Annotated in this window: 13 protein-coding genes; all 13 read left to right on the top strand. The window is 64.0% G+C overall.

Features of this window, described 5'->3' with window-relative positions; all coding sequences use genetic code 11:
• Positions 1 to 238 precede the first annotated feature (238 nt).
• The 13 genes from flhA to ACK56M_RS20535 all read left to right on the top strand — a co-directional run bounded on the left by flhA (position 239) and on the right by ACK56M_RS20535 (position 14,097).
• Positions 239 to 2,368, top strand: a complete 2,130-nt coding sequence (gene flhA, locus ACK56M_RS20595) for a flagellar biosynthesis protein FlhA (RefSeq protein ID WP_015271207.1) — start codon at positions 239 to 241, stop codon at positions 2,366 to 2,368.
• A gap of 11 nt (positions 2,369 to 2,379) precedes the next feature.
• Complete coding sequence (flhF, locus tag ACK56M_RS20590) at positions 2,380 to 3,687, top strand: flagellar biosynthesis protein FlhF (protein WP_015271206.1); 1,308 nt, start codon at positions 2,380 to 2,382, stop codon at positions 3,685 to 3,687.
• A 93-nt stretch (positions 3,688 to 3,780) separates the two neighbouring features.
• Positions 3,781 to 4,614 carry a flagellar synthesis regulator FleN gene (fleN, locus tag ACK56M_RS20585; protein ID WP_003254408.1) on the top strand — a complete coding sequence of 278 codons (834 nt, stop codon included), beginning with the start codon at positions 3,781 to 3,783 and terminating at the stop codon, positions 4,612 to 4,614.
• On the top strand, positions 4,611 to 5,351 hold the full coding sequence (fliA, locus tag ACK56M_RS20580; protein ID WP_003257298.1) for an RNA polymerase sigma factor FliA: 741 nt from the start codon (positions 4,611 to 4,613) through the stop codon (positions 5,349 to 5,351). Before fleN ends, fliA begins: the two co-directional genes overlap by 4 nt.
• Positions 5,352 to 5,454: 103 nt before the next feature.
• Entirely contained in the window at positions 5,455 to 5,829 is a 375-nt protein-coding gene (locus tag ACK56M_RS20575; protein WP_161551427.1) for a chemotaxis response regulator CheY, read from the top strand.
• Between the two features lie 20 nt (positions 5,830 to 5,849).
• Entirely contained in the window at positions 5,850 to 6,638 is a 789-nt protein-coding gene (locus ACK56M_RS20570) for a protein phosphatase CheZ (RefSeq protein ID WP_015271204.1), read from the top strand.
• Between the two features lie 12 nt (positions 6,639 to 6,650).
• Complete coding sequence (locus ACK56M_RS20565; RefSeq protein ID WP_054573506.1) at positions 6,651 to 8,891, top strand: chemotaxis protein CheA; 2,241 nt, start codon at positions 6,651 to 6,653, stop codon at positions 8,889 to 8,891.
• 46 nt (positions 8,892 to 8,937) lie between these two features.
• Entirely contained in the window at positions 8,938 to 10,077 is a 1,140-nt protein-coding gene (locus ACK56M_RS20560) for a protein-glutamate methylesterase/protein-glutamine glutaminase (RefSeq protein ID WP_411958964.1), read from the top strand.
• The gene (locus ACK56M_RS20555) at positions 10,077 to 10,817 is read left to right on the top strand and encodes a flagellar motor protein (protein WP_054573508.1); all 741 of its coding nucleotides are present in this window, start codon (positions 10,077 to 10,079) and stop codon (positions 10,815 to 10,817) included. Before ACK56M_RS20560 ends, ACK56M_RS20555 begins: the two co-directional genes overlap by 1 nt.
• A 3-nt stretch (positions 10,818 to 10,820) precedes the next feature.
• Positions 10,821 to 11,678 (top strand): flagellar motor protein MotD, encoded by an 858-nt coding sequence (gene motD / locus ACK56M_RS20550; RefSeq protein WP_013973579.1) that lies wholly within the window; start codon positions 10,821 to 10,823, stop codon positions 11,676 to 11,678.
• Positions 11,679 to 11,894: 216 nt separating this feature from the next.
• Positions 11,895 to 12,683 (top strand): ParA family protein, encoded by a 789-nt coding sequence (locus ACK56M_RS20545; protein WP_013973578.1) that lies wholly within the window; start codon positions 11,895 to 11,897, stop codon positions 12,681 to 12,683.
• Positions 12,683 to 13,576, top strand: a complete 894-nt coding sequence (locus tag ACK56M_RS20540; protein ID WP_015271200.1) for a CheW domain-containing protein — start codon at positions 12,683 to 12,685, stop codon at positions 13,574 to 13,576. Before ACK56M_RS20545 ends, ACK56M_RS20540 begins: the two co-directional genes overlap by 1 nt.
• A gap of 41 nt (positions 13,577 to 13,617) precedes the next feature.
• Complete coding sequence (locus ACK56M_RS20535; protein ID WP_003254393.1) at positions 13,618 to 14,097, top strand: chemotaxis protein CheW; 480 nt, start codon at positions 13,618 to 13,620, stop codon at positions 14,095 to 14,097.
• Position 14,098 lies beyond the last annotated feature (1 nt).

Genomic DNA, 14,098 nt, shown 5'->3' with positions numbered 1-14,098 from the left:
CGTTGCAACAAATGTGGGAGCGGGCTTGTCCCGCGAAGCGCCGCGCGGGCGGCGCTCGATTTCATAGGCGCAGAAAGCGTCAAGGCGAACACCCGCGAAGCGCCGCGCGGGCGGCGCTCGATCTCGCAGGCGATAAAACCCTCAGGGTGAACACCATCGAGCAAAGTTGGAAAGCTTCTTGCAATGCCAGCGCCAGGCGCCCCCTGTGCGTCAAAGTTTTGCATCAAGAGGACTCGCGGTGGATCGCACTCAGTTAATCAGCAACGCCCGTAACAACCTGGCCGGGCTCGGTCGGGGCAACCTGGGTGTGCCGCTGTTGCTGCTGGTGATGTTGGCAATGATGATGTTGCCGATACCGCCGTTCCTGCTCGATGTGTTCTTCACTTTCAACATCGCCCTGTCGATCGTGGTCCTGCTGGTCTGCGTCTACGCCCTGCGCCCGCTCGACTTCGCCGCGTTCCCCACCATCCTGCTGGTGGCCACGCTGTTGCGCCTGGCCCTGAACGTGGCCTCCACCCGGGTTGTGATGCTGCATGGCCAGGAGGGGCACGGCGCCGCCGGCAAGGTGATCCAGGCCTTCGGCGAGGTGGTGATCGGCGGTAACTACGTGGTCGGTGCCGTGGTGTTCGCCATCCTCATGATCATCAACTTCGTGGTGGTGACCAAGGGTGCCGGGCGTATCTCGGAAGTGAGCGCGCGTTTCACCCTCGACGCCATGCCCGGCAAGCAGATGGCCATCGACGCCGACCTCAACGCCGGCCTGATCGACCAGGCCCAGGCCAAGCACCGTCGTGCCGAAGTGGCGCAGGAGGCGGAGTTCTACGGTTCGATGGACGGTGCCAGCAAGTTCGTCCGCGGTGACGCCATCGCCGGCCTGCTGATCCTGTTCATCAACCTGATCGGCGGCATGCTGATCGGCATGCTGCAGCACGGCATGAGCTTTGGCGATGCCGGCAAGGTGTACGCCTTGCTGACCATCGGTGACGGTTTGGTGGCGCAATTGCCATCACTGCTGCTGTCGACCGCTGCCGCGATCATGGTTACCCGCGCCTCGGGCTCCGAGGACATGGGCAAGCTGATCAACCGGCAGATGTTCGATTCGCCCAAGGCCCTGGCGGTGTCCGGCGCGCTGATGATCGTTATGGGCCTGGTGCCGGGCATGCCGCACGTGGCCTTCCTCAGCCTTGGCCTGCTGGCCGGGGGTGGCGCGTACCTGGTGTGGAAGAAACAGCAGAAGGCCAAAGCGCAGGCGCTGCAGGAAGCGCAGCGCCAGCAGGACCTGCTGCCATCGCCACAACGCGCGCTGGAAACCAAGGAGCTGGGCTGGGACGACGTCACACCGATCGACATGATTGGCCTGGAGGTCGGCTACCGGCTGATCCCGCTGGTCGATCGCAACCAGGGTGGCCAGTTGCTGGCGCGGATCAAGGGTGTGCGCAAGAAGCTGTCGCAAGACCTGGGCTTCCTCATGCCCACCGTGCACATCCGCGACAACCTTGACCTGCAGCCCAGCGCCTATCGCCTGACCCTGATGGGGGTGATCCTGGCCGAAGCCGAGATCTACCCGGATCGCGAACTGGCAATCAACCCGGGGCAGGTGTTCGGTACCCTCAACGGCATTGCCGCGCGTGACCCGGCGTTTGGCCTTGAAGCCGTGTGGATCGATGTCGGCCAGCGCTCCCAGGCGCAGTCGCTGGGCTACACCGTGGTCGACGCCAGTACCGTGGTGGCCACCCACCTGAACCAGATTCTGCAGAAGCACTGCCACGAGCTGATCGGCCATGAAGAGGTCCAGCAACTGCTGCAGGTGTTGGCCAAGGCATCGCCTAAACTTGCAGAAGAGCTGGTGCCGGGTGTCATTTCGTTGTCGGGCCTGCTCAAGGTGCTGCAGGCGCTGTTATCGGAACAGGTACCCGTACGCGATATCCGCAGTATCGCCGAGGCGATCGCGAACAACGCCGGCAAGAGTCAAGATACCGCCGCGCTGGTGGCGGCGGTGCGCGTCGGATTGTGTCGCGCCATCGTGCAAAGCATTGTCGGCGTTGAGTCGGAGCTGCCAGTGATTACCCTGGAGCCAAGGTTGGAACAGATTTTGCTCAATAGTCTGCAAAGGGCCGGGCAAGGTCAGGAAGACGGTGTTCTTCTGGAGCCGAGCATGGCCGAGAAGCTGCAGCGTTCGCTGATCGAGGCGGCCCAGCGCCAGGAAATGCAGGGCCAGCCGGCCATCCTCCTGGTCGCCGGCCCGATCCGCGCCATGCTGTCGCGTTTCGGCCGCCTGGCTGTACCGAATTTGCATGTTCTGGCGTATCAGGAAATACCGGACAACAAGCAAGTCACCATCATTGCCACCGTGGGCCCTAACGGCTGAGGTAGGGGATAATGCAAGTTAAGCGATTTTTCGCCGCCGATATGCGTCAGGCCATGAAACTGGTCCGTGATGAGCTGGGCGCCGATGCCGCCATCATCGGCAACCGTCGCATCGCCGGCGGTGTCGAGCTGACGGCCGCGCTGGACTACAAGCTGTCCGCCCTGGCCCCCCGTGTGCCCAACGCCGAACTGGAAGAAGAGCTGCGCAAGACCCATACGCGCATCGCCACTGCCCAGGCCGAGCTGGGCCACCGCCAGGATAGCAGCGACAACAACCGCCAATTGTTCGCCGGGCAGTCGCTGACCGCCGCCGAGCCGTTGATCGAACCGCATGTCGATGTTCCCGAGGCTGCTGCAGCGCCTGCGTCGGCGCCGGTCGACCCGCGCCTGTTCGATGCCATGCGCTCCGAGCTGTCGGGCCTGCGCGAGCTGCTGGAAGTGCAGCTCGGCTCGCTGGCCTGGAACCAGCTGCAAGGCAGCAAGCCGCAGCAGGCCACCGTCTGGCGCCGGCTGCAGCGTATCGGCCTGTCCGGGCCGATCGCCCGTGAGCTGCTGGACCTGACTGCCGAGATCGACGAGCCACGCCAGGCCTGGCGCATGTTGCTTGCGCATCTGGCGCGGATGATCGAAATCCCCGAGGTCGAGCCGATCGAAGAGGGTGGGGTGATTGCCATGGTCGGCCCGGCCGGCATGGGCAAGACCACCACCCTGGCCAAGCTGGCCGCCCGCTACGTGCTCAAGTACGGCGCGCAGAACCTGGCGCTGGTGAGCATGGACAGCTTCCGCATTGGCGCCCAGGAGCAGCTCAAGACCCTGGGCCGCATCCTCAACGTGCCGGTGACCTACGTCGACCCGGGCCAGTCGCTTGCTGCGGCGCTGGAGCCGCTGCTGCGCAAGCGCGTGGTGCTGATCGATACCGCCGGCCTGCAGGCCAGCGACCCGGCCCTGCGCATGCAACTGGATACCCTGGCCGGGCGTGGCATTGCCGCGAAGAACTACCTGGTGCTGGCCACCACCAGCCAGAAGCAGGTGCTGACCGCCGCCTACCACAGCTACAAGCGCTGCGGCCTGGCCGGTTGCATCCTGACCAAACTCGATGAAACGGCGAGCCTTGGCGATGTGCTGAGCCTTGCCATCAGTCATGAACTGCCAGTGGCCTACCTGACCGACGGGCCGCGCATTCCTGACGACCTGCACCTGCCTCGGGGGCACCAGTTGGTCTCCCGCGCGGTCAATGTGCAGCAGCAGGACGAGCCCAGCGAAGAGGCCATGGCCGATATGTTCGCTGATCTCTATCACAACCCACGGCGAGCGGGTTGATGATGAAATGTGTGCAAGGTAGCTATGCCAAGGGGTACGCAGAATTGCCCTACGTGTGGCCTGAGTCCCAGCGAGACAAGGTAAAGAACAGACATGGGTAGCATGCATCCCGTACAGGTGATCGCCGTGACCGGTGGCAAAGGTGGCGTCGGCAAGACTAACGTTTCAGTGAACCTGTCCCTGGCGCTGGCCGAGCTTGGCCGCAGGGTCATGCTGCTCGACGCCGACCTGGGCCTGGCCAATGTCGACGTGCTGCTGGGCCTTACCCCCAAGCGGACCCTGGCCGATGTCATCGAAGGGCGCTGCGAGCTGCGCGACGTGATGTTGCAGGGCCCCGGTGGTGTGCGCATCGTGCCGGCTGCCTCGGGCACGCAGAGCATGGTGCACCTGGCCCCGGCCCAGCATGCCGGGCTGATCCAGGCGTTCAGCGAAATCGGCGACAACCTCGACGTGCTGGTGATCGACACTGCGGCCGGTATCGGTGATTCGGTGGTCAGCTTCGTCCGCGCCGCCCAGGAAGTGCTGCTGGTGGTATGCGATGAACCCACCTCGATCACCGATGCCTACGCCCTGATCAAGCTGCTCAATCGCGACTACGGCATGAACCGTTTCCGCGTGCTGGCCAACATGGCGCAGAGCCCGCAGGAAGGCCGTAACCTGTTCGCCAAGCTGACCAAGGTCACCGACCGTTTCCTCGACGTTGCCCTGCAGTATGTGGGCGCTGTGCCGTATGACGAGTGTGTGCGCAAGGCGGTGCAGAAGCAGCGTGCCGTGTACGAAGCCTTCCCACGCTCCAAATGCGCGCTGGCCTTCAAGGCGATAGCCCAGAAGGTCGACAGCTGGCCGCTGCCGGCCAACCCGCGTGGCCATCTGGAGTTCTTTGTCGAGCGTCTGGTGCAACCCACCAGCGCGGGTCCAGTGCTATGAACGCCAGCGGTTTCAAGATGTACAGCCGAGCGTCGAAAGACGCCCAGTACGAGCTGATCGAACGCTACGCCCCGCTGGTCAAGCGCATCGCCTACCACCTGCTGGCGCGGCTGCCGGCCAACGTGCAGGTCGAGGACCTGATCCAGGCCGGCATGATCGGCCTGCTGGAAGTGGCCAACAAGTACGACGCCAGCAAGGGCGCCAGCTTTGAAACCTACGCCGGCATCCGCATCCGCGGGGCCATGCTGGACGAAGTGCGCAAGGGCGACTGGGCACCGCGTTCGGTGCACCGCAACACCCGCATGGTCAGCGACGCGATGCGTGCGGTTGAAGCCAGAACCGGCCGTGACGCTAAAGATCATGAAGTTGCTGCCGAACTCCAATTGAGTCTCGATGATTACTACGGGATCTTGAACGATACCCTGGGCAGCCGCCTGTTCAGCTTCGACGACCTGTTGCAGGACGGCGAGCACGAAGGGCTGCATGAGGATGGCGCCAGTGGCCAGGTAGAACCTGCGCGCGGCCTGGAGGACGAGCGCTTCCAGGCCGCCCTGACCGAGGCCATCTCCAACCTGCCGGAGCGTGAGCGCCTGGTGCTGGCGCTGTACTACGACGAAGAGCTGAACCTCAAGGAAATCGGTGAGGTGCTGGGGGTCAGCGAGTCGCGGGTCAGCCAGTTGCACAGCCAGTGTGCCGCGCGCCTGCGCAGCCGCCTGGGGGAATGGCGGGCGCGTTGAGCCCGCTGTCGTTGCAGTCGTTTTCTACGTTGTACCGAATTGTGAATGCGCGCTCGGGGCCGAGCGCGTTTGAGACTGCTTGGAGGTCTACTTGAACAAAGACATGAAAATCCTCATCGTTGACGACTTTTCGACGATGCGGCGGATCATCAAGAACCTGTTGCGTGACCTGGGCTTCACCAACACCGAAGAAGCCGATGACGGCACCACGGCGCTGCCGATGCTGGAGAACGGCCACTACGACTTCCTGGTGACCGACTGGAACATGCCTGGCATGTCCGGCATCGACCTGCTGCGCAAGGTGCGTGCCCACGATCGCCTGAAAACCATGCCGGTGCTGATGGTGACCGCCGAAGCCAAGCGCGACCAGATCATCGAAGCGGCCCAGGCCGGCGTCAATGGCTACGTGGTCAAGCCGTTCACCGCCCAGGTGCTCAAAGAAAAGATCGAGAAGATCTTCGAACGCGTCAACGGCTGAGTCACGTCAGGGGGCGCGCCATGGATTCATCACAAACGTCTTTGGGCGAGTTCGAATCGACCCTGAAGAAGCATGCCCAGGAGCTGGTCGAAAGCCTGGAGCGGGGCCGTTTCGGCGAGGCGGTGCAGCTGATTCACGAGCTAAACCAGACCCGCGACCGCGGCCTGTACCAGGAAGTCGGCAAGCTGACCCGCGAGCTGCACAGTGCCATTGTCAGTTTCCAGATCGACCCGACCATGCCGCAGGCCGAGGAGGTGTCGCAGATAACCGACGCCACCGAGCGCCTGTCGTACGTCGTCAGGCTCACCGAGGGCGCGGCCAATCGCACCATGGACCTGGTCGAGGAAAGCACCCCGGTGCTCAACGACCTGGCCAGCGAGGCCCAGGCACTGAGCACCGACTGGCAGCGTTTCATGCGCCGCGAAGTGGCTGCGCCGGAGTTCCGTGACCTGGTCAAGCGCGTCGACAGTTTCCTGACGCACAGCGCCGAAGGTAACCGCAAGGTCGCCGGCCACCTCAACGACATTCTGCTGGCCCAGGACTATCAGGACCTGACCGGCCAGGTGATCAAGCGCGTCACCACGTTGGTCACCGAGGTGGAAAGCAACCTGCTCAAACTGGTGCTGATGGCCAGCCAGGTCGACCGCTTTGCGGGCATCCAGCATGACCACGATCAACTGCGTGCAGAAAAAGATCGAGAAAAACATCCGACTCGGGGTGAAGGTCCGCAGATTCATGCCGATAAGCGTGAAGACGTCGTGTCCGGTCAGGACGATGTCGATGATCTGCTGTCCAGCCTGGGTTTTTAAGGAGCACGTTTGATGAGCTTCGGCGCCGATGAAGAAATCCTCCAGGATTTCCTGGTAGAAGCCGGCGAAATTCTTGAGCAACTGTCCGAGCAACTGGTCGAGCTGGAAAGCCGGCCCGACGATGCCGACCTGCTCAATGCGATCTTTCGCGGTTTCCACACTGTAAAAGGGGGCGCCGGCTTCCTTCAGCTGAACGAGCTGGTGGAGTGCTGCCATATCGCCGAGAACGTGTTCGACGTCCTGCGCAAAGGTGAGCGCCGGGTCGACGCGGAACTGATGGATGTGGTGCTCGAGGCACTGGACACGGTCAACAGCATGTTTGGCCAGGTGCGCGAGCGCGCCGAAGTGACCCCGGCTACCCCCGAGCTTTTGGCGGCGCTGTCGCGCCTGGCCGAGCCGGGGGGCGCCGTGGCCGTTGAAGCGCCTGCCGCCGCGGCACCGGCACCGGTTGCCGAAGCGCCTGCCGAGGAGCAGGACATCACCGACAGCGAGTTCGAACAGCTGCTCGATTCGCTCGATGCGGTCAAGGCGCAAGCTGCGGCCGACGAGCAGATGCAGGGCGAGACCGTGAGCGGTGAAGGTGACGAAATCACCGACGCCGAGTTCGAGTCGCTGCTCGACCAGTTGCACGGCAAAGGCCAGTTCAGCGCCGAAGTTGCCGCGCAGCCGGTTGCCGGCGCGCCGGAACCGGCCAGCGACGAAATTACCGACGCCGAATTCGAATCGCTGCTGGACCAGTTGCATGGCAAGGGCACCTTCCAGGCCGATGCCTTGCCCGCTGCCAAGGCGCTGGCGCCTGCTGCAACTGACACCAGTGCAGCCAGCGATGAAATCAGCGAGCACGAGTTCGAGGCGCTGCTGGACCAGTTGCACGGCAAAGGCAAGTTCGGCGGCGACGTGGCCGCCGTCGAAGCCCCGGCTGCAACCAAGGTGCAAGCGCCAGCTGCGGCCAAGGCCGACAGCCAGCCTGTGGCCAAGCCAGCAGCAGCTACTACTCCGGCACCGGCGCCGGCGCCTGCCAGCAAACCTGCCGCAGCACCCCGCGCCCCGGCCCCGGCCGCCGACAAGCATGGCGCCAGCGAAGCGGAAACCACCGTGCGGGTCGATACCGCGCGCCTGGACGAGATCATGAACATGGTCGGCGAGCTGGTGCTGGTGCGTAACCGTCTGGTGCGCCTGGGCCTTAACAGCGGTGACGAGGCCATGTCCAAGGCCGTGTCCAACCTCGACGTGGTTACCGCCGACCTGCAGACCGCGGTGATGAAAACCCGCATGCAGCCGATCAAGAAAGTCTTCGGCCGCTTCCCGCGCCTGGTGCGTGACCTGGCCCGCCAGCTCAAGAAAGAAATCAACCTGGAGCTGGTCGGCGAAGAGACCGACCTCGACAAGAACCTGGTCGAGGCCCTGGCCGACCCGTTGGTGCACCTGGTGCGCAACGCCGTCGACCATGGCGTGGAGATGCCCGAGGAGCGTGAAGCCTCCGGCAAGGCGCGTACCGGCCGCGTGGTGCTGTCGGCCGAGCAGGAAGGCGACCACATCCTGCTGTCGATCTCCGACGACGGCAAGGGCATGGACCCCAACATCCTGCGCGCCAAGGCCGTGGAAAAGGGCCTGATGGACAAGGATGCCGCCGATCGCCTGAGCGAGTCGGACTGCTACAACCTGATCTTCGCCCCAGGCTTCTCGACCAAGACCGAGATTTCCGACGTGTCCGGCCGCGGTGTGGGCATGGACGTGGTGAAGACCAAGATCTCCCAGCTCAACGGCTCGATCAACATCTTCTCGGCCAAGGGCCAGGGTTCGAAGATCGTCATCAAGGTGCCGCTGACCCTGGCGATCATGCCCACCTTGATGGTGATGCTGGGCAACCAGGCGTTTGCCTTCCCGCTGGTCAACGTCAACGAGATCTTCCACCTCGACCTGTCGCGCACCAACGTGGTCGACGGCCAGGAAGTGGTGATCGTACGCGACAAGGCGCTGCCGTTGTTCTACCTCAAGCGCTGGCTGGTCCAGGGCCAGGTGCACGAAGAGCAGCACGAGGGCCACGTGGTGATCCTGTCGGTCGGCACCCAGCGCATCGGCTTTGTCGTCGATCAACTGGTTGGCCAGGAAGAAGTGGTAATCAAGCCGCTGGGCAAGATGCTGCAGGGCACCCCGGGCATGTCCGGGGCCACCATCACCGGCGACGGTCGCATCGCGTTGATTCTCGACGTCCCGAGCATGCTCAAGCGTTACGCCGCGCGGCGTATTTGATTTCGGTGGCGCACCCTGGCGGGTTGCGCCGCCTAATGGAGTGTTTATGGCAGTCAAGGTCCTGGTGGTGGATGATTCCGGTTTCTTCCGCCGCCGCGTCTCGGAAATCCTCTCGGCGGATCCGACGATCCAGGTAGTGGGTACCGCGACCAACGGCAAGGAAGCAATCGACCAGGCGCTGGCGCTGAAGCCCGATGTCATCACCATGGACTACGAAATGCCCATGATGGACGGCATCACCGCGGTGCGGCACATCATGCAGCGCTGCCCGACGCCGGTGTTGATGTTCTCGTCGCTGACCCATGAAGGCGCCCGTGTCACCCTCGATGCGCTGGATGCCGGTGCGGTGGATTACCTGCCGAAGAACTTCGAGGACATCTCGCGCAACCCCGACAAGGTCAAGCAACTGCTGTGCGAGAAGGTGCATACCATTTCCCGCAGCAACCGCCGTTTTGGCAGCTACGCCAGCCATGCGCCGGTTGCCGCACCCGTACCCGCGCCGGCAGGCAGCGGTCACGCTGCTGCCAGCAGTTTCGCCAGCCTGGCAGCGGTGCGCACGCCTGCGCCTGCCCGTGCAGCGGCCCCGGCAGCGGCGCCAGCGCATTCGCCGGCACCCAAGCGCAAGCCATACAAACTGGTGGCCATCGGTACCTCCACGGGCGGCCCGGTCGCCCTGCAGCGGGTGCTGACCCAGCTGCCGGCCAACTTCCCGGCGCCGATCGTACTGATCCAGCACATGCCGGCGGCATTCACCAAGGCCTTTGCCGAGCGCCTGGACAAGCTGTGCCGCATCAGCGTCAAGGAAGCCGAGGACGGCGACATGCTGCGCCCGGGCCTGGCCCTGCTGGCCCCAGGTGGCAAGCAGATGATGATCGACGGCCGTGGCACAGTGAAGATCCTGCCCGGTGACGAGCGCCTGAACTACAAGCCGTGCGTGGACATCACCTTCGGCTCGGCGGCCAAGTCGTATGGCGACAAGGTGCTGTCGGTGGTGCTTACCGGCATGGGCGCCGATGGTCGTGAAGGGGCGCGCCTGCTCAAGCAGGGCGGCAGCACGGTCTGGGCCCAGGATGAAGCCAGCTGCGTGATCTATGGCATGCCCATGGCTATCGTCAAGGCCAACCTGGCCGACGCGGTGTACAGCCTGGACGAAATCGGCAAGCACCTGGTGGAGGCGTGCGTCTGATGGACGTGCTCAGCCTGATCGGCCTGATCCTCGCGTTTGTCGCCATCGTCGGTGGCAACTTCCTCGAAGGCGGCCATGTCGGCGCCCTGGTCAATGGCCCGGCGGCACTGATCGTGCTGGGCGGCACCCTGGCGGCGGCCTTGCTGCAGTCGCCGCTGTCGTCGTTCAAGCGTGCCTTGCAGATTTTGCGCTGGATCCTGTTTCCGCCACGGGTCGACCTGGCGGGCGGGGTAGACCGCGTCGTCAACTGGAGCCTGACCGCGCGCAAGGAAGGCCTGCTGGGCCTGGAAGGGGTGGCCGACAGCGAGCCAGACCCTTATGCGCGCAAGGGCCTGCAACTGCTGGTGGATGGTGCCGAGCCGGAGGCCATCCGCAGCATCCTCGAAGTCGACTTCCTGACCCAGGAAAGCCGTGATATCCAGGCCGCCAAGGTGTTCGAGAGCATGGGCGGCTACGCGCCGACCATCGGCATCATCGGTGCGGTGATGGGCCTGATTCACGTGATGGGCAACCTGGCCGACCCGTCGCAGTTGGGCAACGGCATTGCCGTGGCCTTCGTCGCGACCATCTACGGGGTGGCCAGCGCCAACCTGGTGCTGCTGCCGGTCGCCAACAAGCTCAAGGCCATCGTCATGCGCCAGTCGCGCTACCGCGAGATGCTGCTAGAGGGCCTGCTGTCGATTGCCGAGGGTGAGAACCCGCGCTCGATCGAGCTGAAGCTGCAAGGCTTCATGGAGTAACCCATGCGTCGCCGTCGTCATACCGAGGAGCACGAAAACCACGAACGCTGGCTGGTGTCGTACGCCGACTTCATTACCCTGCTGTTCGCCTTTTTCGTGGTGATGTACTCGATTTCCTCGATCAACGAGGGCAAGTACAAGGTCATTTCCCAGGCCTTGCTCGGGGTGTTCAACGACCCCGAGCGCAGCATGAAGCCGATCCCCATCGGTGAAGAGCGGCCGCTGAGCGTGCGCCCGGCCGAGCCGTTGGTGAAGGACAGCGAGCAGACCGATGCGGGCCTTGGGGCGACCAGTATCGACCCACTGAAAACCATCAGCGATGACGTGCGCGATGCCTTTGGCGACCTGATCAAAAGCGACCAGATGACTGTGCGCGGCAATGAGCTGTGGATCGAGATCGAGCTCAATTCCTCGTTGCTGTTCGGCAGTGGCGATGCCATGCCCAGCGACAAGGCATTTGCGATCATCGAGAAGGTGGCCGGCATTCTCAAGCCGTTCGCCAACCCGGTGCACGTCGAAGGCTTTACCGACAACCTGCCAATCCGCACTGCGCAGTACCCGACCAACTGGGAGCTGTCTTCGGCTCGGGCGGCAAGCATCGTGCGCCTGCTGGCCATGGAGGGGGTCAACCCGGCACGCATGGCCTCGGTCGGCTATGGCGAGTACCAGCCGGTTGCCAGCAACGACACTGCCGAAGGCCGTGCGCGCAATCGCCGCGTGGTGCTGGTGATTTCGCGCAACCTCGAAGTGCGCCGCAGCCTGACTGGCTCGGGCAGTGCCAATGCCACGCCGGATGCTGCATTGCGCCGGGCTGGCACACAAAGTGCACCGGCAACGCCAGCAACGGTGGCGGGGCAGTGATTCGTCAATTCCCCGACGCTGCCAAGTAGTTGAATGTAGCGCGGTCCTCTGTGGGAGCGGGTTCACCCGCGAAGAAGGTGACACGGTGCATGGCACCGGCTGCGCCGGTGTTCGCGGGTAAACCCGCTCCCACAGGGATCGCGCCAGCTTTCCGATGTTGAGCAAGACAGTTGCCCCAGCAGTGTCCCTGCCAAATCAATAGATAGAGTTTGCTTGATGAGAGTCTGGGCAGTAGCCAATCAAAAAGGTGGCGTCGGCAAGACCACCACTACCATCGCCCTGGCCGGCCTGCTGGCCGAGGCCGGCAAGCGTGTGGTCGTCGTCGACCTCGACCCGCACGGCTCGATGACCAGCTATTTCGGGCACAACCCCGATGCCCTGGAGCACAGCTGCTACGACCTGTTCCTGCACAAGGGCGCGGTGCCCGAGGGCCTGCCCGGGCAACTGCTGCTGCCCACCAGTGACGAACGCATCTCGCTGTTGCCGTCGAGTACCGCGCTGGCGGTGCTGGAGCGCCAGTCACCGGGGCAGAACGGCCTGGGCCTGGTGATCGCCAAGAGTCTGGCGCAGCTGTGGCAGGATTTCGACTATGCCCTGATCGACAGCCCACCCTTGCTCGGTGTGCTGATGGTCAATGCCCTGGCAGCCAGCCAGCAGCTGGTGATTCCGGTGCAAACCGAATTTCTCGCGGTAAAGGGCCTGGAGCGCATGGTCGGGACCCTGGCCATGGTCAACCGCTCGCGCAAGCAGGCGCTGCCGTACCAGATCGTGCCGACCTTGTTCGACCGCCGCACCCAGGCCTCGCTGGCCACGCTCAAGCTGCTGCGTGACACCTACGGCCAGCATGTGTGGCAGGGCTACATCCCGGTGGATACGCGCCTGCGCGATGCCAGCCGCAAGGGCGTCACGCCCTCGCAATTCGACAGCAAGAGCCGCGGGCTGGTTGCCTACAGGGCGCTGCTCAAGCACCTGCTGACCTACAAGACTGCGGCGCAGGTGGCCTGATGACCCAGACCCGGCAAACCAGTACCCGGCCACAGATGGCCCTGCAGTCGTACCTCGACGGCCTGCTGCAGGACGCCACCGAAGCCGAAGACCTGTTCGAGGCGCCAGCGGCGGCGGACGAGTTCGCCGAAGCGGTGCGCGAAGAGCAGGTGCGTGATGCCTTGCAGCAAGCCAGGCCGGCGTCAGCCGAAGCAACCGTCAGCCCCGCACCACGGCCGTTCGCCGAGCCCAGGCTGGCGGTGCTGCCACAGGTGATGCCGGTGGAGGCACCGGTAGTGACGGTGGTCGAGCGGGCGGTGGTGGCCGAGGCCAGCATCCCGGTGCTGGTCGAGGAGCAGACCGTGGAGCCGGCAGTGCCGCTGGTGGACGTACACCTGCCGGCGCCGCAGGTACCCGTGCCCCCGGCCACGGTCGATGGCCGCCCGGCCTGGGCCGCCGAGCCGTTCGAATGCCTGCTGTTCGACGTGGCGGGCCTGACCCTGGCGGTGCCGCTGGTGTGCCTGGGCTCGATCTACACCCTGGCCGGCCAGGAACTGACACCACTATTCGGCCAGCCGGATTGGTTTCTCGGCATCCTGACCTGCCAGGCCGGCAACCTGAAGGTGTTGGACACCGCGCGCTGGGTGATGCCCGATCGCTACCGCGATGATTTTCGCCAGGGCCTGCAGTACGTGATTTCCGTGCAGGGCTACGAATGGGGGCTGGCCGTACACCAGGTCAGCCGCTCGCTGCGCCTGGACCCGTCCGAGATCAAGTGGCGCAGCCAGCGTGGCCAGCGCCCGTGGCTGGCCGGCACGGTTATTGAACACATGTGTGCGCTGCTCGACGTCGCTGCACTGGCCGAGCTGATCGCCAGTGGTGCGGTCAAGCAGATGCACGCCAAACAGAAATGACACCGAACACACCGCCTGTGGCGGATTTTGAGGGTAGGGGAATGAAAAAGTCGTCTGCACAAGGTTCCGAAGATCCGATCCTGCAATGGGTTACCTTCCGTCTGGACAATGAGTCCTACGGCATCAACGTGATGCAGGTGCAGGAAGTGTTGCGCTACACCGAGATCGCCCCGGTGCCGGGTGCACCAAGCTACGTGCTGGGCATCATCAACCTGCGCGGCAACGTGGTGACCGTGATCGACACTCGCCAGCGCTTTGGCCTTATGCCGACTGAAGTCACCGACAACACCCGTATCGTCATCATCGAGGCCGACAAGCAAGTGGTCGGTATCCTGGTCGACAGCGTGGCCGAGGTGGTCTACCTGCGCCAGTCCGAGATCGAGACTGCACCGAACGTGGGTAACGAAGAGTCGGCCAAGTTCATCCAGGGCGTGTGCAACAAGAACGGCGAACTGCTGATCCTGGTCGAACTGGACAAGATGATGACCGAGGAAGAGTGGTCCGAGCTGGAGAACATCTGAG

The organism is Pseudomonas sp. s4, assembly GCF_046764235.1.
GTDB lineage: Bacteria > Pseudomonadota > Gammaproteobacteria > Pseudomonadales > Pseudomonadaceae > Aquipseudomonas > Aquipseudomonas asiatica.
This window is presented reverse-complemented; position numbering and strand designations above follow the sequence as displayed.